Origin of the sequence: uncultured Campylobacter sp., assembly GCF_938040115.1 — a bacterium.
GTDB lineage: Bacteria > Campylobacterota > Campylobacteria > Campylobacterales > Campylobacteraceae > Campylobacter_A.
Genome location: NZ_CALHXD010000016.1, coordinates 1 through 19,189 on the forward strand (window position 1 = coordinate 1; position 19,189 = coordinate 19,189).

Annotated in this window: 23 protein-coding genes; 10 read left to right on the forward strand and 13 right to left on the reverse strand. The window is 47.8% G+C overall.

Features of this window, described 5'->3' with window-relative positions; translation table 11 throughout:
- The 13 genes from Q0314_RS00650 to folD all read right to left on the reverse strand — a co-directional run.
- Positions 1 to 592: class I SAM-dependent methyltransferase (locus Q0314_RS00650; RefSeq protein WP_298055376.1), on the reverse strand; the 592-nt coding region annotated here is incomplete at its 3' end.
- A 102-nt stretch (positions 593 to 694) separates the two neighbouring features.
- A complete protein-coding gene (locus Q0314_RS00655) occupies positions 695 to 1,393 on the reverse strand; it encodes a DNA alkylation repair protein (RefSeq protein ID WP_298055377.1) in 699 nt (232 codons plus the stop codon).
- A gap of 274 nt (positions 1,394 to 1,667) precedes the next feature.
- Positions 1,668 to 2,243 (reverse strand): hypothetical protein, encoded by a 576-nt coding sequence (locus Q0314_RS00660; protein ID WP_185898552.1) that lies wholly within the window; start codon positions 2,241 to 2,243, stop codon positions 1,668 to 1,670.
- The gene (locus tag Q0314_RS00665) at positions 2,233 to 3,651 is read right to left on the reverse strand and encodes a tetratricopeptide repeat protein (RefSeq protein WP_298055380.1); all 1,419 of its coding nucleotides are present in this window, start codon (positions 3,649 to 3,651) and stop codon (positions 2,233 to 2,235) included. The genes Q0314_RS00660 and Q0314_RS00665 overlap by 11 nt, the downstream gene beginning before the upstream one ends.
- Positions 3,652 to 4,100: 449 nt before the next feature.
- A complete protein-coding gene (gene ychF, locus Q0314_RS00670) occupies positions 4,101 to 5,204 on the reverse strand; it encodes a redox-regulated ATPase YchF (RefSeq protein WP_298055382.1) in 1,104 nt (367 codons plus the stop codon).
- On the reverse strand, positions 5,204 to 6,655 hold the full coding sequence (locus Q0314_RS00675; protein ID WP_298055384.1) for a leucyl aminopeptidase: 1,452 nt from the start codon (positions 6,653 to 6,655) through the stop codon (positions 5,204 to 5,206). Before Q0314_RS00675 ends, ychF begins: the two co-directional genes overlap by 1 nt.
- Entirely contained in the window at positions 6,636 to 7,238 is a 603-nt protein-coding gene (locus Q0314_RS00680) for a DedA family protein (RefSeq protein ID WP_298055386.1), read from the reverse strand. Before Q0314_RS00680 ends, Q0314_RS00675 begins: the two co-directional genes overlap by 20 nt.
- Entirely contained in the window at positions 7,238 to 7,786 is a 549-nt protein-coding gene (apt, locus tag Q0314_RS00685; protein ID WP_298055388.1) for an adenine phosphoribosyltransferase, read from the reverse strand. Before apt ends, Q0314_RS00680 begins: the two co-directional genes overlap by 1 nt.
- Positions 7,787 to 7,806: 20 nt before the next feature.
- Positions 7,807 to 8,136 (reverse strand): protein-export membrane protein, encoded by a 330-nt coding sequence (locus Q0314_RS00690; RefSeq protein ID WP_002953464.1) that lies wholly within the window; start codon positions 8,134 to 8,136, stop codon positions 7,807 to 7,809.
- Positions 8,133 to 8,573: a ribose 5-phosphate isomerase B gene (gene rpiB / locus Q0314_RS00695; RefSeq protein WP_298055391.1), complete on the reverse strand. Its 441-nt coding sequence runs from the start codon at positions 8,571 to 8,573 to the stop codon at positions 8,133 to 8,135. Before rpiB ends, Q0314_RS00690 begins: the two co-directional genes overlap by 4 nt.
- Positions 8,574 to 8,683: 110 nt before the next feature.
- Positions 8,684 to 9,337 (reverse strand): site-2 protease family protein, encoded by a 654-nt coding sequence (locus tag Q0314_RS00700; RefSeq protein ID WP_298055396.1) that lies wholly within the window; start codon positions 9,335 to 9,337, stop codon positions 8,684 to 8,686.
- A complete protein-coding gene (gene lepB / locus Q0314_RS00705; RefSeq protein ID WP_009493795.1) occupies positions 9,334 to 10,200 on the reverse strand; it encodes a signal peptidase I in 867 nt (288 codons plus the stop codon). Before lepB ends, Q0314_RS00700 begins: the two co-directional genes overlap by 4 nt.
- A gap of 3 nt (positions 10,201 to 10,203) precedes the next feature.
- Positions 10,204 to 11,055, reverse strand: a complete 852-nt coding sequence (folD, locus tag Q0314_RS00710; protein WP_298055401.1) for a bifunctional methylenetetrahydrofolate dehydrogenase/methenyltetrahydrofolate cyclohydrolase FolD — start codon at positions 11,053 to 11,055, stop codon at positions 10,204 to 10,206.
- A gap of 82 nt (positions 11,056 to 11,137) precedes the next feature.
- Between folD and Q0314_RS00715 the strand changes: the two genes are divergently transcribed.
- From Q0314_RS00715 to Q0314_RS00760, 10 genes are all read left to right on the forward strand, one after another.
- Positions 11,138 to 11,494 (forward strand): c-type cytochrome, encoded by a 357-nt coding sequence (locus Q0314_RS00715; protein WP_122866851.1) that lies wholly within the window; start codon positions 11,138 to 11,140, stop codon positions 11,492 to 11,494.
- Positions 11,491 to 12,906 carry a glutamate-1-semialdehyde 2,1-aminomutase gene (gene hemL / locus Q0314_RS00720; RefSeq protein ID WP_298055403.1) on the forward strand — a complete coding sequence of 472 codons (1,416 nt, stop codon included), beginning with the start codon at positions 11,491 to 11,493 and terminating at the stop codon, positions 12,904 to 12,906. The genes Q0314_RS00715 and hemL overlap by 4 nt, the downstream gene beginning before the upstream one ends.
- A complete protein-coding gene (locus tag Q0314_RS00725; protein WP_298055406.1) occupies positions 12,906 to 13,181 on the forward strand; it encodes an AtpZ/AtpI family protein in 276 nt (91 codons plus the stop codon). Before hemL ends, Q0314_RS00725 begins: the two co-directional genes overlap by 1 nt.
- The gene (locus Q0314_RS00730) at positions 13,178 to 13,918 is read left to right on the forward strand and encodes a potassium transporter TrkA (protein ID WP_298055408.1); all 741 of its coding nucleotides are present in this window, start codon (positions 13,178 to 13,180) and stop codon (positions 13,916 to 13,918) included. Before Q0314_RS00725 ends, Q0314_RS00730 begins: the two co-directional genes overlap by 4 nt.
- Positions 13,908 to 15,104 (forward strand): MFS transporter, encoded by a 1,197-nt coding sequence (locus Q0314_RS00735; protein ID WP_298055410.1) that lies wholly within the window; start codon positions 13,908 to 13,910, stop codon positions 15,102 to 15,104. The genes Q0314_RS00730 and Q0314_RS00735 overlap by 11 nt, the downstream gene beginning before the upstream one ends.
- A gap of 30 nt (positions 15,105 to 15,134) precedes the next feature.
- On the forward strand, positions 15,135 to 16,823 hold the full coding sequence (locus Q0314_RS00740; RefSeq protein WP_298055417.1) for a flagellar hook-length control protein FliK: 1,689 nt from the start codon (positions 15,135 to 15,137) through the stop codon (positions 16,821 to 16,823).
- A gap of 2 nt (positions 16,824 to 16,825) precedes the next feature.
- Positions 16,826 to 17,095 (forward strand): FlhB-like flagellar biosynthesis protein, encoded by a 270-nt coding sequence (locus tag Q0314_RS00745; protein WP_009493814.1) that lies wholly within the window; start codon positions 16,826 to 16,828, stop codon positions 17,093 to 17,095.
- 74 nt (positions 17,096 to 17,169) lie between these two features.
- The gene (locus Q0314_RS00750) at positions 17,170 to 17,358 is read left to right on the forward strand and encodes a hypothetical protein (protein WP_298055420.1); all 189 of its coding nucleotides are present in this window, start codon (positions 17,170 to 17,172) and stop codon (positions 17,356 to 17,358) included.
- 353 nt (positions 17,359 to 17,711) lie between these two features.
- The gene (locus Q0314_RS00755; RefSeq protein ID WP_298055422.1) at positions 17,712 to 18,275 is read left to right on the forward strand and encodes a CheB methylesterase domain-containing protein; all 564 of its coding nucleotides are present in this window, start codon (positions 17,712 to 17,714) and stop codon (positions 18,273 to 18,275) included.
- Positions 18,268 to 19,074: a protein-glutamate O-methyltransferase CheR gene (locus Q0314_RS00760; protein WP_298055425.1), complete on the forward strand. Its 807-nt coding sequence runs from the start codon at positions 18,268 to 18,270 to the stop codon at positions 19,072 to 19,074. The genes Q0314_RS00755 and Q0314_RS00760 overlap by 8 nt, the downstream gene beginning before the upstream one ends.
- Positions 19,075 to 19,189 lie beyond the last annotated feature (115 nt).

A 19,189-nucleotide genomic window follows, 5' to 3' on the forward strand; every position in this document is an offset into this window, starting at 1 on the left:
AGCCCATTTGAAACAAGATGTTTAAAAGATAGACGAAGTCGGGCTTTTGCTCCACCTTGCGCCCTATCGCATCTAAAATTTCGCCGTCTACAAAGCTACCGCCAACCTTAAACGTGATATAAAGCGATTTTTTAGTCTTTGAAAGAAGCTTGCTAAGCGCGGCTTTTAGATCGTCCACCTCAAGGCAGCGCGAGGCCAAAACCACGTCGCACTCAGGCACGTCCGACCAGTCGTCCTCAAAGGCTTTTTGCGCAAATTTAACGTTTTGCGCGCCGTAAATTTGAGCGTTTTGCCTGGCAAACTCTAACATCTTAGGCGAAAAGTCGTAGCCGTAAATTTGATCCGCTTTTTTCGCCGCCAGCAAGCTTAACGCGCCCGCACCGCACGCAAAGTCAAGCAGCGTAGAGACGTCCGTAAAATCGACCTTATCTATAAATTCTTGCGCGTAGGCGCTTTTCATCACGCCCTCGTTGAAGCTCGGAGCCTTTTTGTCCCAATGCTCGGCCAGTTTTTTGCCGAATGAGCTTTTTGCTTTTTGCGCCTTATAAAGCGCGTCAAAGTCGATCTCGTCGTAGTTTGAAGCTAAAATCATAATTATCCTTTCCTGAATTTTGCGGGCAGACCGCACCGATTTTCGTTAAATTTTAGCGTAAATTTACGCACCGCATTTGAAATTTAATACCGAACGCGAAAGCTAAATTTTTATCTTCCTCGTCGCGTGACGGATGATTTGCTGCGTGTTTTTGTTTTGCGAGCTTTGCCAGCGCACGAGCAGCTCTTTTGCGGCGGCGAAATTTACCTTTAGATAGTCCGCGACGTTGTTTGCGACCGAGCGCTGCACGAAGCGCACCTCGTCCTCTTTGAGTATCTCCAGCACCGCAAAAACCGGGCTTGGGTCGCTGATGAAAAGCTCCAGCTTGCTAGCCCACGGCAGCTTTGGTCGTAGGCCTTCTGACGCTAGCCTGCGCAGGTGGAAATTTGACGAGCGCGCCCACTGCGTCATGGTTTTTAGCGAGTCTTGCGGATATTTTTTGATAAAGGCGCGCACCGCGTACTCGCCCGTGCCGCGCTTTGTGATCTCGGCGATCGCGCTCATCGAGGTTTCAAAGTCGTCTATGCCGTAAATTTCGACGTATTTTGCCAGCGGCAAAGTCCAGTAAAAGTGCTTAAACATGCCCGTTTCGTTCGGGTTTTCTTCGCCTAAAATCGCGACCAAAATCTCCGCCGCGCGCCTAAAGTCCGGCGGCAAAAGTTCATTTAGCGCGTTTGCGTGCGCCAAAATCCTTTGCGAATAGCCGAGACTCGGCGCGCTCTCCGCGATTTGCCCGCAGTAGCTCTGCGCGTCAAATTTAGGATAAACTGCCTTTATCTTTTGCGATAAAATTTGCGCCAAATTTTCTCCAAAATATACCGCCAGTCCGCCGTTTTACATATTTTTCCTTTGGGTAGTTTTTGCCTCAGCCGTTAGCAAGCAAGCATGAATCATAAAATTTACTGCCGAAAATCAAAAGTGGCATTAAATTTATAGCCGTTACGCTCGTCAAATTTGACCGTCCGCGCAAGCAAAGCGTCAAATTTATCGTAGTTTGCGGGCTAAATTTTAAAATTAGTCCGCAAAAAAATGGCGCTAAATTTAGCGGCGGCTAAAATAGCGCCCGAAAGTAAAATTATTTACACTCGACTTGCGGCATCTGCGCTAAAAATATCGGCATTTTTTGCTTGATTAGCGTGTGAAATTTGCTTCTATCGGCGATATTTAGAAACTTTAGCGCGTAGTGCGTGACTCTAAGCCCGCAGTTAAGGCTCTTGACGTGGATTAGATTGATCTCGTAGTTGTCAAAATCGGGGTTGCCCGCGATCGGATAGTAGATCGTGTAAGCTTGATACTCTTTATCGTTTATAGACTTAAAATCATACTCCGCTTTGCCGAACTGTCCGCTTTTTAACGCGGTCATAAAGGTCCTTTGGTATTCGTTGATATCGGCGTTTTCATCGACGGTGACGCTTACTAGCTTGGTCCATTTAAAGCCCACTTTTTCGTTTGGTAGATAAAACTCAGCCGTTCTTGCGTTTTTTTGCTTTAAGACGAATTTTTCGCCGTCTATGGCTACTTCGTTTGGTAGATTTACGCTATCTAGCGCGCTTTTTGGCAGCTCTATCTGCGTGGTTCTAGGCTGGGTGCAGCCGCCTAAAAATAGACAAACGGCCGCAACGGCGGCAAACGAAACTTTTTTAAAACTCATATTTTTCTCCTTTGTTAGTTGATTTTTTAAACTCCATGCACTTTTTAGCTAGCCCCGCCTTGCACTCTTTTTCGTGCAGCTTTTGCGCCTTTTGGCGTAGCGCGGCGGCTTGTTTTTTGTCGCTGTGCTCAAGGCGGCGCGCTAGATTTATGCACCCGCGCGCGTCGTCCGCCTCGCAAGCCTCGCTAAAAAGGCTCGCAGCCTCACTGGCGTCCGCTTTTACCACTTCGCCTATGCCTTTTTCGTAGATCGCGCCTAGGTTCGTGCAGGCCGGTTTTAGCCCGTTGTAGCAGGCGATCCCGTAAAAGTTAAAGGCTTTTGCTATATCTTGCGGCACGTCTGATCCCTCAAAATACGCGTCCGCTAGGCTCTCGCAAGCATCCAGCCGCCAAAGTAGGCAGGCTTTTTCAAAAAGCTCCAGCGCGCGAGAAACGTCCTTTTTTGCACTGCGCCCTTGAAAAAACATCTCGCCAAGCTCGGCGCAAGAAGCTCCAAATCCGCCTTCGCAGGCTTTCTCGCGAAATTTGACCGCCTGCTCGCTATCTTGCCGCGCTCCGACGAGCCCCTTTGCGTAGAGCACTCCTAGTACTGCGCAACCGTTTGCTACGCCTCTGCTGCACGACTCTTTGCCTAGCTCGTAGGCCGCCTCAAACTGTCCGCTTTGATACTGCGCCCAGCCGCCGTATAGCTCGTCCAGACGCTCGCTGCCGCTGCATTTGTAGGCATTTACGGCGCAGGCCTTGTCGTAGTAGGATCTAGCGGCCTTGATATCCTGCGCAAAACCCGCCTCGCAGTCCTCGTAAAGCCTACCCAAAGCCTCGCACGCTTCGTAAATTTTACCATCGCACGCAAGCGAGTAAAATTTGAGCGCGTTTTTCGAGTTTTTCGCGGCTTCGTCGTTTTTGCCCATTGCGCCGTCCGCGTACATGCCGCCTAGATAGTAGCAAACTACCGCGTATCCGCGCTCGCAGGCTTTTACGTAGAGGTCTAGCGCCTTGCTTTCATCCGACGCGACACCGAGGCCCGCTTCGTAAATTTGAGCTAGATTATAGCAGCTTAAACCAAATCCTTTTTCGCAGGCTCGCTCAAAAATCGCGGCGGCTTTGGCGTGTTCGCCGCTGTTTTGGTATAGCGAGGCTAGGCTATCGCAGCCTGATAGTTTGCCAGCGTCGCAGGCTTTTTCATAAAATTTGCCGGCTTTTACGTCGTCTTGCTTCACGCCTTTGCCGCTATGGTATAAAAACCCAAGCCTTACGCAGCCGCGCGTCTCGCCTGCTTCGCACGCTTTTTGCCAAATTTGAGCCGCTTTTTGTTCATCATCCGCGTCATAGGCCGCTTGAGCTTCGTCAGTCAAATTTGCGAGAGCGAAATTTAGCGCAAAAAGTAGCAGTAAGACGGGTTTTAACATTGCGCTCCTTTGTTAAATTTTAACAGTTATGTTTTTCAAATTTGACCTATTTTGCTTCTTTGTATGCCACAGTCCTGTTTGTATCGGATGGGTAGGTTGTTGCGTCTTGTGTTGCCGACGATATACTAAAACTGCGCGACATTGGCATTCTTTAAAATTATTTGGGTGTGGAGTAAATTTGGCGCGGTTACGCAAACGGCTATGATCTTTTTCAAATTTTTTCCTTAAATTTAGCGCCGAGTCAAATTTGAGCGGCAAAACCGCTCCGAGCTAAATTTAACCGCGCTCTTAAGGGCTAAAATAAATTTTGCGGCGCAGTGTCGGCACAAAAGGCGTCAAATTTATTTTGCCAATATTTGGGTTCATGGCCGCACGGCATAAAACAGATGGCGGTCAAATTTAGCCAAAAACCACTCGGCTATAAAGCCAAATTTGACCGATTTTGCGACTTAGACGTTAAATCTAAAATGCATCACGTCGCCGTCTTGAACGACGTAGTCTTTACCCTCTAGGCGCATTTTGCCTGCTTCTTTTGCCGGATTTTCGCCGCCGCACGCGATGTAGTCCTCGTAGCTGATAACCTCGGCTCTGATAAATCCTCGCTCAAAGTCATTGTGTATGACGCTGGCGGCTTTTGGCGCTTTCCAGCCTTTTACGATCGTCCATGCGCGCACCTCGACGACGCCAGCAGTAAAGTAGCTGATCAAATTTAGCTTTGCAAACGCCGTTTTGATGATCTTTTCTAGGCCGCTCTCGTTCGTGCCGAGCGAGCTTAAAAACTCATGCGCCTCTTCGTCGCTAAGCCCCACGAGCTCCTCTTCGATCTTGGCGCAAAGCTTGATAACTTCATGTCCCGAGCGCGCGGCAAACTCACGGAGCGCCTGTACGTATTTATTATCCTCCGAGATGCCGTCCTCACCCACATTTGCGCCGTAGACGACCTCTTTTGCGCTGAGTAGCCTTAGCTCTTTGTTTAAATTTATAAACGCGTCGTCGTCCTTGCCGATGAAGCTACTCGCGCTTTTGCCGTCATTTAGGTGAGCTAGCAACGCATTTGCCGTCTCTAGCGTCTCTTTCGCGCCCTTTGCGTTTGCTTTGGCTTCGCGGGATAGACGTTCTATTTTTTTGTTTAGCTGCTCGATGTCGGCGAGGATGAGCTCGGTCTCGATGATCTCGACGTCCCTAACGGGATCGACGCCGCCTTCTACGTGAGTGATGTTTTCATCCTCAAAGCAGCGCACGATGTGTAAAATCACTTCGGTTTCGCGGATATTTGAGAGAAATTTATTTCCCAGACCTTCGCCCGCACTTGCACCCTTTACGAGTCCCGCGATATCGACAAATTCGATCGTGGAGTATTGGATTTTATTTGGATTTACGATTTTGGCTAGCTCGCCTAGGCGCTTATCTGGCACCGGTACGACGGCTTTATTGGGCTCGATCGTGCAGAACGGATAGTTCGCGCTCTCGGCGTTTTGCGCTTTTGTTAGAGCGTTAAATGTGGTTGATTTGCCGACGTTTGGCAAGCCTACGATACCTACTGCTAGTCCCATTACAGCTCCTTTGCCATAGCGCATAGATAATAAAGATTCATTCGCACGCCAGCTCCCGTCGCGCCAGCCTGGTTGTATCCCCAAGCTTTTTCGGTGTATGCGGGACCCGCGATATCTTGGTGTATCCACTTGTCTTTAAATTCGTCTTTTATAAATTTGTCTAGGAAAAGTCCCGCCGTGATCGCGCCGCCGTAACGGCTAGATCCCGTGTTGCTGACGTCTGCGATCTGGCTTTTGATCAGTTCGCGCAAGTGCGGGTTAAACTCCAAAATCGTATTTAGCTCGCCACTCTTTGCCGCTTTTGCTTTAAATTCGGCCTTTAGCTCCTCGTTATTGCCCATTATGCCGCTAGTGTATTCGCCAAGTCCGACCACGCAAGCGCCCGTTAGCGTCGCCATGTCGATGAGGATATCGGGCTTAAAATCCTGCGCGTAGCTAAGGCAGTCTGCGAGTACCAAACGACCCTCGGCGTCGGTGTTTCTCACCTCGATGCTAACGCCGCTGCGAGATATCAGCACGTCGTCTGGTTTATAGGCGTTGCCGCCGATCATATTTTCGGTCGCGCCTAAAATAGCGTGAATTTCAAACGGCAAATTTAGCTCCGCCGCGCCTTTAATTATACCCATCGCCGCAGCCGCGCCGCTTTTGTCGGCTTTCATCGTTAGCATATAATCAGCCGGCTTTAAGCTAAGTCCGCCGCTATCGTAAGTAAGCCCCTTGCCGACGAAGATTACGCGTTTTTTCGCGCCTTTTGGCTTGTAGATGAGGTGGATGAGGCGAGGCGGATGGACGCTGGCTTTGTTTACCGCTAAAAATGCGTTCATCTTTTCTTTTTCGAGGAATTTTTCGTCGTAAATTTTGCAGCTTAAATTTGGACTAGACTTAGCTAGATTTTGCGCCTCTTCGGCCATTTTTTGCGGAGTGTAGATTTCAGGTATTTCGTTTACGACGTCTTTGGTGAAATTTGTCGCCGAAGCGATTATCTCGCCGTGAGCAAAGCCGTCCTGTGCGTCGTTTTCGCGGACCTCCTTGTCGTTATACTCCTCCTTGCTAAAAATAATATCTTTTAGCGCGTATTTTTCTTTTTTTTCTTTGTATTTGTTAAATTCGTAAGCGCCTAGCAAAAAGCCTTCGGTTAGAGCCTGAAAGCTCATTTTTTGGCAGCCTGCTATGTACGAGGCTAGTTTAATGCTTTTGACGTTTAGTGATTTTACCGCGTTGTAGGCCTTTGCTGCAGCTATGCGAAGCTCGTCGTAGCCAAGCTTGCTAAGCGGGACGTAGATCCTGCCGCTTTCTAGCAAAAGCAAGACGCTCTCGCCTTTGTAGTTGGCAAATTTAAACGCCTTTTCGTCTTTTATAAATTTATGTTTTAGGTTTTTATCTACGACGAAAATCAGCTCCAAATCGGCCTTGATCTCGTTTAGTTTTTTATTAGTGAGTTGAAACTGCACTTCTGTGTCTCCTATCGTTTAAAATTTTATTTTCTATGCGCTTAAAGCCGTAGAGCAAAGCGCCTAAAAATAGCGCTACTACCGGCACGGCGACGTACCAGTGCTCTTTTGCTTTGTGCAGGATATCAAGTATGTGCTCGCCTAAAACCCATGCGGGGATTATCGTGATCGCAGCCCAGCACCACGCGCTTATTAGATTGATGAGCGCGTATTTTTTCGCACTGTATCCGGTTAAGCCTATGGTCATCGGTATGATGACGCGAAAGCCGTACATATAGCGCTGGATAAAAATGATCGGCCAGCCGTATTTTTTCAGCATTATGTGCGCGATGGCGAATTTACGGCGCTGAGTGTGAAGTTTTTTAGCGATATATTTTTTGTTATAGCGGCCTAGATAAAAGTAAATTTGATCGCCGACAAAGCCGCCCAGACCTGCTACGAAGATGGCCGGCGCGATATGCATATGCGTTTGATGAGAGAGGATGCCCGCCATTATGAGCGCCATTTCGCCTTCCATTATGCACCAGACGAAAAGTATGATGTAGCCGTACTCGATGAGTAGTTTTATGAAAAATTCTTCCATCATAGCTCCAAAATGCTGTAAATTTTAGTTAGCGGGCGTAAATTTGTGCTACCGCCAAGATCCTTTAAATCGATCAAAAAGCAGGCCTCTACGCAAACGGCGTTTGTTTGATTGATTAGCTCGACGCTAGCCTTGGCCGTGCCTCCCGTAGCGATTAGATCGTCGATTAAAAGCACTTTTGCGCCCGCTTTTTCGCCGAATGCATCGACGTGAATTTGCACTTCGTCTACGCCGTATTCTAGGCTGTATTTTTGCGAGATCGTGATGTAGGGCAGTTTTTTAGGCTTTCTAATCGGCACGAAAGGTAGCCGCAGCCTAGCTGCCAAGGCCGCTGCGAATATAAATCCGCGCGACTCGATGCCGGCGATAAAGTCGATATCGGCGCCCTCGTATCTGGCAACTAGATGATCCATTAAAAAATTAAACGCCTCTTTATTATTCAGTAGCGTCGTGATATCGCGAAATACTATGCCCGGTTTTGGAAAATCGTTTATGCAGCGGATGGAATTTAATAAAAATTCCTTCCCCGCTTTGTCTAGTTCTTTCATTTTTTGCCTTTAAATTTGATTTATAGTAGCGCTTCGATTTTGCCCTCTAGCTCGCGGATGCGCTGGCGGAGTTTGTCGTTTTCCAGGCGGTACTGTGAGTTTCTGGTGCGAAGGGCGTTGGCATCGTTTTTGACTTTATTTAGTTCGTCGGTGAGGATGTCGATATTGCCCAGGCCACGCTGTAGCTGGACTTGCAGCTTGCGGATGACGACTTCGGTATCTTGGAGATTGTTTTTCATAAAATCGCGCGTCGCGCGCTCTTTTTTAAGCAAGGTTTTAAAATAAAACACCATAACGGTGAGATAGATACAAATGCATATCAAAACGGTAAGTACGAGCCAATCAGTCATTTCTCGCCTCCTAGTTTTTTCACGCGCCTTTCGTGTCTGCCGCCGGCAAATTCGGTAGCGAAAAAGGCTTTTATCATATCTGCAGCTACGGCGTCGCCTATCGTTCTAGCGCCCATGGCTAGCACGTTTGCGTCGTTGTGCTCGCGCGCTAGTTTTGCCGTGGTGACGTCGTGACAAAGCGCGCAGCGAACGTGCGAATGGCGGTTGGCCGCGATACTGATGCCGATACCCGTACCGCAGATTAGCACGCCGTATTCGTTATCGCCTCGTAAATTTTGCGCCATAAGCTCGGCAAAATCGGGATAATCGACGCTATCTTTGCTATGCGTTCCTAGATCGCATACGTCAAAACCTTCGTTTTTTAAAAGCCCGCAAATTTGCGCCTTAAGATCAAAGCCCGCGTGGTCGCTCGCGATAAAAATTTTGTCTATTTTCATGAAATTTCCATAAGCTAAAAAATGCTTAATTATAGCAAAAAAGCATTAAAGTAAAATTTCACCGCGAGCCTTTAGGAGCGAAATTTAGGCTAAATTTTAAAATTTGCCGTTTACAAAAACATCCTCATGATTGCGACGGCATATCGTATCGGCTCGAAAAAATAATCCTTTAGCGGCGAGATCACAATGATGACTAGTGCGATAAAGCCGTATCTTTGCATGCTATTTAGCCAGTTTGCCACGCCGTGAAGCCCAAAAATGCGCAAAAGATACTCAAGCGCCTTTGAGCCGTCAAGAGGCGGGATAGGGTAGAGGTTAAAGAGAGCTAGAACTAAATTTACGGCTGCTAGCATAAAAATAAACTCCGCTACCGCGCCGTTAAAAAAGCCGTCAAAACCTATAAATTTAAATAGGCAAAACGCTAGCGTAAAAAGAGCGAGGTTGTATGCGATACCTGCAAGCGCGACGATAATAGCAGCCTTGTAGCCGCCGTTATAAAGCACCGTGCGTAAATTTATGGGTACGGGTTTAGCCCAGCCAAACGTCACTCCCGTGCTAAGATACATGAGTGCGGGCACGACGATAGTGCCTAGCGGATCGACGTGTTTTATGGGATTTATGCTGAGCCGCCCCAAATTTTTGGCGGTTAGGTCGCCAAATTTAAACGCCGCGTATCCGTGCGCGATCTCGTGTCCGACGACGGAGATAACGAGCACGGCGACTAGGATCGCAACCTGCGCGAAATCGATGTTATCAAGGTTCATTCGATCTTGTTTCCGTCGTTTTTAGCTTCGGCTTTGGCGGCGTCTAGCAGCTCAGGCGAGTTTTGTATAAAGTCCACGCTCTTGCCGACTCTGTTCCATCTGATTTTGTATTCGTCGTCCCAGCTAAAGTAGACAAACCAGGGCTTGCCAACTATGTTTTTATAGGCCACGGGCCCCCAAAAGCGGCTGTCGTTCGAGTGGTCGCGGTTATCGCCGATCATGAAAAACTCGCCCTCTGGAACCTGAAAATAAAATGCGTTAAACGGATAGTTGCCTACGCTGGGTAGCTCGTTTACGATAACGGGCTGCATGGCGAATTTGCTCGCGTTTAGGTAGTTTACGGCTAGTTCAAATAAATTTACCTTCTCGTCGTAGTGTATGCCGCCGAATTTATATGGCTCGCGTACGAAAAGCTTGCCGCCAAATTTTACTATATCTTTTTCGTCAAAATTTGCCTTTATAAACTCCTCGCCCTCGTGCGGGTGTAAAAATAGTGCCTTTTCGGTGAAAATCACTTCATCGCCGCCGACTGCGAAATTTCGCTTGACGTAGTGGATCTTTTCATCGTGCGGATAGCGAAAAACCACGATATCGCCGCGCTGCGGTTTTGCGCCCTCGATGAGGTGGCCGTTGCTGTTAAAATCTGGCAAAACCTTGACCTCGATCCACGGAATGCGCGGAGTCGAGATGCCGTAACTAAATTTTTTAACAAAAAGATGATCGCCGACTAAAAGCGTGTCCTTCATCGAACCAGACGGTATCACGAAGGCCTGTGCGACAAAGAAAATCACGAGCAAGACGATGATGACAGTGCCCGTCCAGCTGTTTGAAAAATCTAAAAATCTATTAAACGCTTTTTTCAAAATTTATGCCTTTTTTGCGCGGTTTTTGGCTGATTTTATGGTGTTTGACAGTAGCATCGCGATAGTCATCGGACCTACGCCGCCTGGAACGGGCGTTATAAATGAGCATTTTGGCGCTACCTCGTCAAATTTGACGTCGCCTTTTAGCTTGCCGTCGTCCATGCGGTTTATGCCTACGTCGATCACGACGGCGCCGTCTTTTACCATATCAGCCGTTACGAAATCGGCCCTGCCGATAGCGGCTACTAGGATGTCGGCGTCCGCGCAAATTTCTTTTAAATTTCGCGTTTTGCTATGCGTCACGGTTACGGTCGCATTGGCGTTTAGTAGTAGATTTGCCATCGGTTTGCCTACTATGTTGCTGCGTCCGATCACGACGGCGTTTTTGCCCTCTAAATTTATATCGTAGGCTTTAAAAATTTCCATTATGCCTAGCGGCGTGCACGGTACGAACCCGTCAAGTCCGCTAGCTAGCTTGCCGACGTTTATCGCGGCAAAGCCGTCCACGTCTTTTGCGGGACTAATGGTTTCTAAAATTTTATTCGTATCTATATGCTTTGGTAGCGGCAGCTGAACTAGGATGCCGTCGATACCGTCGTCTAAATTTAACACGTCTATTAGCGCGATTAGCTCGCTTTGAGTCGTAGACTCTGGCAAGCGGTGCATAACGCTTTTTATATCGCAGGCTATGCAGGCTTTTTCTTTTGCCGCGACGTAGGTTTGGCTGGCTTTATCCTCGCCGACTAGTATCACCGCAAGCGCAGGCTCTATGCCTTGATTTTTCAAATTTAACGCTTCGTTTTTTACTCTTTCTTTTACTTGCGCACTTACGTTTTTGCCGTCTAATATCGTCATTTTCGTCCTTTATTACTTTTTAATCGCAAAGATTGTATGATAGCTAATTTTAGATTAAATTTACGAAAAAGCGAAAGAATTTATGAAAATTTGGCTGATTTTTTGGTTGCTTTACGGTGCGGCGTTTGCGAGCGATTTTATCACGAAAAACGAATACGCAAGGATGCTCTATCAAAACCCGCGCGGCATCGGCTGCGACAAGTGTCACGGCAGCGGCGGCGAAGGCTCGCTCATATCAAAATATAGACATTTCGATAAAAAAACCAAGCAGGTCATCGACGACGAGCTAAGAGCGCCAAGGATAAACAATCTTGATTTTGAGACGTTTAAAGAGGGCGTGCTAAGCGCAAAAAGCGTGATGCCTAGCTACTTTCTAACCGACGAAGAGATAAATTTGCTTTACGAATACGTTATAAATTTCAACAAGGATAAAAAATGACTAACAAAGAAGCTTTCGGGCTAGCTAAAAAATATATCCCGGGCGGCGTAGATTCGCCCGTTCGCGCGTTTGGCAGCGTAGGCGGCGAGCCTTTTATAGTAGAGCGCGGCGAGGGCGCGTATCTAGTCGATATCGAGGGTAACCGCTATCTAGACTTCATCCAGAGCTGGGGACCGCTCATTTTCGGGCACTGCGATCCCGACATCGAAAGCGCGGTGATAGCGACGGCTAAAAAGGGACTAAGCTTTGGCGCTCCGTCAAATTTAGAAACAAGGCTAGCCAAACTAATCTGCGACGAGTTTAAAAACGTAGAAAAAGTGCGCTTCGTAAGCTCAGGCACGGAGGCCACTATGAGCGCTATCCGCGTGGCGCGCGGCTTTAGCGGTAAGGACGGGCTGATAAAATTTGAAGGCTGCTATCACGGGCACAGCGACGCGCTTTTGGTAAAAGCAGGCAGCGGCGCGACCACCTACGGCAACGCATCTAGCGGCGGTGTGCCTGCGGACGTGGTTAAAAACACCTATCTAGCGCGCTACAACGATATAGAAAGCGTGCGAGCGATATTTGAGGCAAATCCTGGCAAAATCGGCGCGCTAATCATCGAGCCGATCGCGGGAAACATGGGGCTGGTGCCTGCTGATAACGAGTTTTTAAGCGAGCTTAGACGCCTTTGCGACCAAAACGGCGCGGTGCTGATTTTCGACGAGGTTATGAGCGGATTTCGCGCGAGCAGGCACGGATCGTTTGAATTTAATGGCATTGAGGCCGATCTCGTGACCTTTGGTAAGGTTATCGGCGGAGGCTGCCCTGCGGCGGCATTTGGCGGAAAGGCTGCTATCATGGACTGCCTGAGCCCAGAAGGCGCGGTGTATCAGGCGGGCACGCTAAGCGGTAATCCAGTAGCCATGGCCGCAGGCATCGCAAGCCTGAGTAAAATTTTTGCTGATCATGATCTTTATGACCGCCTAAACAAACTAGCCGTACTGTTCGTGCACGGGCTAAAAAGCGTCGCCGCGAAGCACGGCATCGCACTACAAGCGACGGTGCGAGGCTCGATGTTTGGCTTTTTCTTTACCGCAAGCGAGGTTAAAAACTATGACGATGCGTTAAAAAGCGACGTCAAACTTTACGCTAAATTTCACGCCAAAATGCTTAAAAAAGGCGTCTATCTAGCGCCTAGCCAGTTTGAGACGGGCTTTATCTGCGACGCGATGAGCGAAGAGGATATTAAATTTGCCATTAAAGCCGCAGACGAGAGCTTTGCCGAGATAGTCGCGCAAGACGCGAGCGAAAACGAAGAAATGCGCGAGGTAAAAGCAAGGATCGCCGATCTAGAAGAGCGTCTAAAAGAGGCCAGAAAAGAGCGCGAAGCGATACAAGAACGCATGAAAAACAGCTGGGGATTTGCCTAATGGCGAAGATAAATTTAGGCGACGTCGTAAAGGGAGCCGAGCAGCTAAGTCTGGGCGTTTCTATCGTCGTCGCGCTTGCTATCGGGGCTGGGTTTGGCTACTGGATGATGAAGGAAACAGGCTGGACGTGGACGCTGTTTGCGGGCATAGCCGTCGGTATCGCCGCAGCCGCGCTAAATGTCAAAAAGGCCTACGACACGCAGATAAAAAGCCTTGAGCAGCTAAAAGACGAGAGTAAATTTAAACCCGCGAAAGACGACGAGGACGATGAGTGAATTTTAGGCTCCTTGCCGTTTACGGCGCGTTTGAGGCCTTGTTGTTGCTGGGCTCTGCAGTATTTGGCCGTGCGTGGTTTTATAGCTCGCATGTTGCTTTTGCGGGCTCGCTTTTGGTGTTAGCCGCAACCTTTAGAGCATACAAAAAGCGCGTGCAAAACGGAGTGCGAGACTATGACGCCTCCGCAGAGGACGACATAGACGAATGGGGCGAAAATCACGAGGAGTTTCCCGATCGCCCCGCGGAGGCTAAATTTTACGGGCATGACCCGCACCGCGAAGATGCTAAATGCTTGGACGCGTTAAATTTAGAGGACTACGCAAAAACGGACGCACAGCTAAATTTAAAAGACGAAAACGAGCGGGTTAAATTTGACGCGGCAACAGAACAAAACGAATCCGTGCGGGGCAAATTTGACGATCCAAATTTAAGCGGCGCAGATCAAAATAGCGAGTCAAATTTAAGCCGGGCAAACGAGTTAAATTTAAACGAATCAAATCAAAATAGCGAAACTAAGCCCTCAAAAAAGCAAAATTTCGCGCGTAATTTAAAGCAAAATTCGCCCAACTATTTCACCGCTTTCGTGCCTTTTCGGCTGATCGCGTATACGGTTTTGGTCGTCGGATTTTTGGCGCTAAAAAGACAAGACAACCTTGATATCGCCGCGTTTTTGATCGCGCTTGCGGCGATGCCCGCGGGCGCTTTGATATATGGAGTAAAAAGCAATGAGAAATAGCTCGATAATAACGATTAGATCGATGTTTGCACTATTTGTAGGGATGGCGTTTTTGTTTGTGGGAAACGGCCTCATCATCAGCTCTGCGGGCGTCGAGCTAAAAAAAATGGGCGCGGACGAGCTAGAGACGGGATTTGTTATCGCGGTATTTTTCGTTGGAGCTATGATAGCTACGATATTTTCGCATAAAATCGTCTCAAAAGTCGGCCATATCAGGAGCTTTGGGATATTTGCGTCGCTTTTTGGTATCGCGGCGATGTTTCACGACCTTAGCCAAAATCTCTATTTTTGGGCGTTTTTGCGCGGGTGTTTGGGATTTTGCTACTACTCGATCTTGATGATAATCGAAAGCTGGCTCAACGCGCGCGCTAGAAACGAAGTGCGCTCGCGAGTACTGGCATTTTACGAGATCACGTTTTACGTATGTTTTGGGCTGGGTATCCTCGTGCTATCGCTAAATTTATCCACTTCTCACGTGCTTTTGCTTAGCGCGGCGTTTATTTTGTTTTCGAGTATTCCTTTAAATTTAATCCGCATCAAAGAGCCGCCTATCCCCGAAAAAAAGAGCGTCTCGATCCCGAGGGTCTTTGCGCTCGTGCCTTTGGCGCTCATTACCAGCATCGTAGCGGGCATCCTCATAAACGGCTTTTTTGCGATGGCTAGCGTTTATATCCTGCTGCAAGGATACGGCGCGAGGGAGGTTTCGTTTTTTATGACCGTCGCGATGGCGGGCGGCTTTATCGCCCACTCTCTCATCGGCGGTTTTTCGGATAAATTCGGTCGCCGCCCCGCGATAATGTGCTGTGCGGGCGTGTCGCTATTTGCGGCTATTTGTTTTTTGGCGCTTAAGCCCTCTATCTACGCGCAGTACGTTTTGTCGTTTTTTCTAGGCTCGGGCGCTTTTTGTCTCTACGCGTTATCGCTCGCTCGCGCCAACGACGTTTTAAAGCACAAAAATCAAGGCATCGAAGTAGGTCGCGCCGTGCTTTTTAGTTACTCTTTCGGCTCGCTTCTTTCGTCCGTGATAATGGGCGCTAGCATGCAAATTTTAGGCTTTGACGGCTTTATGTGGGTTTATGCAGCGCTGCTTGCGTTTCTTATCGCATTTTGCCTCACGCAAAAGACCGTTCCGCTCGAAAGCAGAAGCGACTTTGAGCATAGCCCCGGCACGATGGCAAATAGCTAATGAAAATCTCAAATTTGACGATATAGCCGTATGGAATCAGTAAATAACGCTATAAGCTCGCAAATCGCGACCCAGGCCGCAGTCAGCGGCGCGCTACCCAAAACCGGCGGCGTAGGCGGCGCAAACGCCGGACAGACGGGCGAAACCAAAAATCTTTTTAAAAATCAGCCTGCGCCCTCGCAAAATTTAGACTCCGAGGCCGCGGATAACGCCGTAAAGGATCTAGATAAGCTCGTAAATAAGCTTTTAAACGAGCTAAAATCAAGCCCGACGCAGGCCAAAGAGCTAGCCGCGCAGGCTAAAAATCTCCAGCTCTCGCCAAATCTCGCAAAAGATATGAAAAGCCTCGTCGCACTTGCCGAAAACGAGCCCGATCTAAAGGAGTTCGCGCTTAAGCTAAAGGAGTTTTTAAAACCCGTCGCCGACATAAAAAGCGCGCCGCTAAACGAGCAGATAAAAAACTCGGGTATCATGCTGGAGGCAAATTTAAAGGACGCGCTAAACGGCAAATTTAACCTACCTAGCGCGATAAATAAGCTATTTGGCGATATAAAAAATCTCTCAAATCAGCAGCTTTTGGAGCAAATTTCAGCCTTAGCTAAGGATGACAGCCTAAGCACGAACGAGAGCTTTGCGAGGCTTGATCAAATTTTACAAAGCGCTAAAACCGCAGCCAAAGATACGCTAGCGGGCTCGCCTTTTAAACAGCTTTTTGAAATCGCCGATAAGCTCGAAAACTCGGCTAAATTTATGGACAAGCAAGCAAACGCCATGAGCGGCAGCGGGCTAAGCCTAAACGAAAAAACGCTAAACGCCGAGCTAAATAAAATCTCGCAGCTGCTGGCAAACGCGGGTGAGAAAATGCAAAATTTAAACAGCGAAAAGCTAAGTCAAAACAGGGGCTTTGCTTTAAATTTCGCCGAGCTAAAAAGCGCGGTAAAAGATCTAACGGACGAGCTTAGCGCGCTTGCGGCCTCGCAGGATAAATTTAACGATTTCGCGCAAAAAATCGTCCGAGACGGCGCGGAAGGAAGCGATGGCGCGACGCTACAAGATAAGCTGCAAAATGCGGCTAGAAAGCTAAATTTTGCCCTGCAAATCGCCGATAAAGCGGGCTTTGAAGCAAAAAATAACTTAGATGAGGTCGGCAAGTTAATAAAGCAGCAAAACATCGCTCGCGCCGAGCTTGGCGCCGTGACGCCAAAAAGCGCCGAAGAGACGGCAAAGGTGCTACAAAACGACGTAAAAAGCGCGCTTTTAAATATGCAGTCAAAGTCCCCAGACGCTAGCCCAGTAAAAGACGCCGCCTCAAAGCTGCTCGCTCAAATCGAGATGCATCAGCTAGCCTCCGCGGTCGCAGGCGGCGTGCAGACCTATTTACCGTACGTCTGGGAGGGCGTTGAGGGCGGAAATATCAGGTTTAAGCAGGGCAAAAAGCAAAAACACTACGCGCAAATCGACCTAAATTTTCAAAATTTCGGCCAAATCAATATCATGGTGGCGCTCAGCGAAAACAAATACATCGACCTTGCGATCGCGACGCAAAAAGAGGAGTTTAAGGATCTGATTTTAAGCGGCGCGAAGGAGCTAAAAAGGGCTATCGGCGAGCAGGGGCTGATAGTGTCGAATTTTAGCCTAAAAACTATGCCTAAACTGCGTCTTAGCGGCGTTTACGGCGGTCTGGATAAGCTTGATATGGGCTTTGATAAAAAGGCGTAAATTTGGCAAAAGTGCAAAAAACTAAAAAAGCCGTGGCTCTTGGCTACAATCGCCAAAAAGATAATGCTCCAAAGGTGCTAGCTACGGGTTCGGGCGAAGTGGCAAAAAATATCATAAATCTAGCCAAATCTCACGATATACCGATCAAAGAGGACGCCGATCTAATCGAGGTTCTAAGCAAGGTCGATCTAAACGAGGAAGTCCCGCCAAATCTCTATAAAGCGGTCGCGGAAATCTTTAGCTTTTTGTATCAAATGACGAATAAAAAATAGGGCGCTTGCGGCAAAGTAGAAGCGAGGGCAGGCTTATCGCAAGTGCAAATTTGAGCGCGAACTAGGAAATTTAAATGAAAAAGACGGTCGGAATAATAGTGATTTTAGCCTTGCCTTTGTTGATCTTATTTTCGGCTCTGATTTTTGCTAGCGGTAACGCGTCAAAAAGCGCAAACTATCCGAAACACGCGCTAGAAAAAGCGGTAACTCACGATAAAAAAGAGCCTCATCTAAAAAAGATAAAACCGTCAATCATAAAGTAAAATTTGACGGAAAGTTTGTAGCTAAACGTAGCAAATAAAGCAAAAGCGATAAAATGCGTTTCGTGCGGTCAAATTTGAGTACAAGCACAGCAAGGCGCGCATAAAATGAAAGCGAGCTAAATTTGAGCATATATGTTCTGTATAAAAGCCGCGACCTAGACCGCCGATGTCTCGGTAAAATTTAACCAATTTCGCGCCATTTCTGGAATCGTCAAAATCTCACCCACATTTCATCGTAGCGTCTAGTTATCGTAAAATTATTTGCATTATTTTATGTATTTTTGCCTTATAGCTAAATTTAATATAAATAAAGATAAAATAGCCGTAAAATTAACTCAAAAAACGGAATAAATTTGAAACAAAAATTGGTCTTAGTCGGCGCCTCGACGGGCGGTCCGGGACATTTAAAAAGGCTTTTTAAAGGGCTTGAGCTAAACGGTGCTAGCGTGGTTATCGCGCAGCACATGAGCTTAGCGTTTATACCTAGTTTTATCTCGCAGTTTAATAAGGAGTGCGCGGCGGAGGTGGTCATGCTAGGGGCGCCCGTGCAGCTAAAAAGCGCGATATATATCTGCGAGAAAAACTCCGAGATAATCTCTGCTAGCCCCCTAACGGCGGGCATGTGCTCTCCTATGAAAGAGACCACGTATAACCCCAACGTGGATGTGCTTTTTCACTCCGGCGTGCAGGCTTGTAAGTTTGCCGACGTCATGGCGATACTGCTAACGGGCATCGGCGACGACGGCGCGCGCGGACTAAACGAGCTATACAAAGCCGGCGCCAAATGCGTAGCCGAAAACGAGGAGAGCGCGATCGTCTACGGCATGCCAAAACGCGCGAAAGAAATCAATGCAAATTTAAAGTCACTACCCATCGGCGGTATAAGAGCGGAATTAGAAAGGTTTTTACATGCTTGAAAATGCAAATTTGACGCCCGCTCCTAGCGATGCGGCGGGGCTAAATAAATTCGTCGAAGTCGTCAAAAATATGTGCGGCGTAGACCTAGAGTCCAAAAAGGACATGATAAAGCAACGCCTAATAAATTTCTGCCAAGCAAACCGCATCCCAAGCTTTGAAGCGCTAAGCTCAAAAGTCCTCGTGGACCGCTTTATGAGGCAAGAAATCGTAAATTTGATCACCACGAACGAGACTTATTTTTACAGAGAGTTGCCGCAGCTACAAGCCGCGATCTACTACGCCAGAGAGGAGCTTGATAGCGTGCGGATACTGTGCGCGCCGTGCTCGACGGGCGACGAGGCGTACTCGCTAGGTATGCTAGCGCACTCAAATTTGCTCGACGTAAATCGCGTCAGCATCGTTGGTATCGACATAAACTCCGAGGCTATCGAGAGCTGTAAAAAGGGCGTTTATAGCGAGCGCTCACTGCACCGCCTAAACGACAATCAAAAAAATATATACTTTACAAAACGCGACGGCAAGTACGAAATCAAGCGCGAGATGCTGCCTAGATGCGAGTTTAGCGTGGCAAATATCTTTGACGACGCGATCTTTAAGCTCGGTAAATTTGACATCATTTTCTCTCGAAATATGATGATTTATTTTAACGAGGAATTTAAGCTAAAAACGGTCGAGCGCTTTCATAAAATTTTGAGCGATCACGGTAGGCTCTACGTCGGACACGCCGATCTGGTACCGTTTACGACGCTTTATAAAAAACATATTTTAAACGGAACGACTTATTACGCTAAGGCCTGAGTGAGATAAATTTGAGGTCAAATTTTGGCTCAAATTTGTTTAAATTTGACGTGAGCGAACGGCTGCATTTTTGACGCGGACGGTAAATTTGCCGGGTCAAATTTGATTAAATTTG

Coding starts and splice junctions, on each gene's coding strand:
- Q0314_RS00660 (WP_185898552.1), bottom strand. CDS start 2,243: ATGAGTTTTAAAAAAGTTTCGTTTGCCGCCGTTGCGGCCGTTTGTCTA.
- Q0314_RS00665 (WP_298055380.1), bottom strand. CDS start 3,651: ATGTTAAAACCCGTCTTACTGCTACTTTTTGCGCTAAATTTCGCTCTC.
- ychF (WP_298055382.1), bottom strand. CDS start 5,204: ATGGGACTAGCAGTAGGTATCGTAGGCTTGCCAAACGTCGGCAAATCA.
- Q0314_RS00680 (WP_298055386.1), bottom strand. CDS start 7,238: ATGGAAGAATTTTTCATAAAACTACTCATCGAGTACGGCTACATCATA.
- apt (WP_298055388.1), bottom strand. CDS start 7,786: ATGAAAGAACTAGACAAAGCGGGGAAGGAATTTTTATTAAATTCCATC.
- Q0314_RS00690 (WP_002953464.1), bottom strand. CDS start 8,136: ATGACTGATTGGCTCGTACTTACCGTTTTGATATGCATTTGTATCTAT.
- rpiB (WP_298055391.1), bottom strand. CDS start 8,573: ATGAAAATAGACAAAATTTTTATCGCGAGCGACCACGCGGGCTTTGAT.
- Q0314_RS00700 (WP_298055396.1), bottom strand. CDS start 9,337: ATGAACCTTGATAACATCGATTTCGCGCAGGTTGCGATCCTAGTCGCC.
- folD (WP_298055401.1), bottom strand. CDS start 11,055: ATGACGATATTAGACGGCAAAAACGTAAGTGCGCAAGTAAAAGAAAGA.
- Q0314_RS00715 (WP_122866851.1), top strand. CDS start 11,138: ATGAAAATTTGGCTGATTTTTTGGTTGCTTTACGGTGCGGCGTTTGCG.
- hemL (WP_298055403.1), top strand. CDS start 11,491: ATGACTAACAAAGAAGCTTTCGGGCTAGCTAAAAAATATATCCCGGGC.
- Q0314_RS00725 (WP_298055406.1), top strand. CDS start 12,906: ATGGCGAAGATAAATTTAGGCGACGTCGTAAAGGGAGCCGAGCAGCTA.
- Q0314_RS00735 (WP_298055410.1), top strand. CDS start 13,908: ATGAGAAATAGCTCGATAATAACGATTAGATCGATGTTTGCACTATTT.
- Q0314_RS00740 (WP_298055417.1), top strand. CDS start 15,135: ATGGAATCAGTAAATAACGCTATAAGCTCGCAAATCGCGACCCAGGCC.
- Q0314_RS00750 (WP_298055420.1), top strand. CDS start 17,170: ATGAAAAAGACGGTCGGAATAATAGTGATTTTAGCCTTGCCTTTGTTG.
- Q0314_RS00760 (WP_298055425.1), top strand. CDS start 18,268: ATGCTTGAAAATGCAAATTTGACGCCCGCTCCTAGCGATGCGGCGGGG.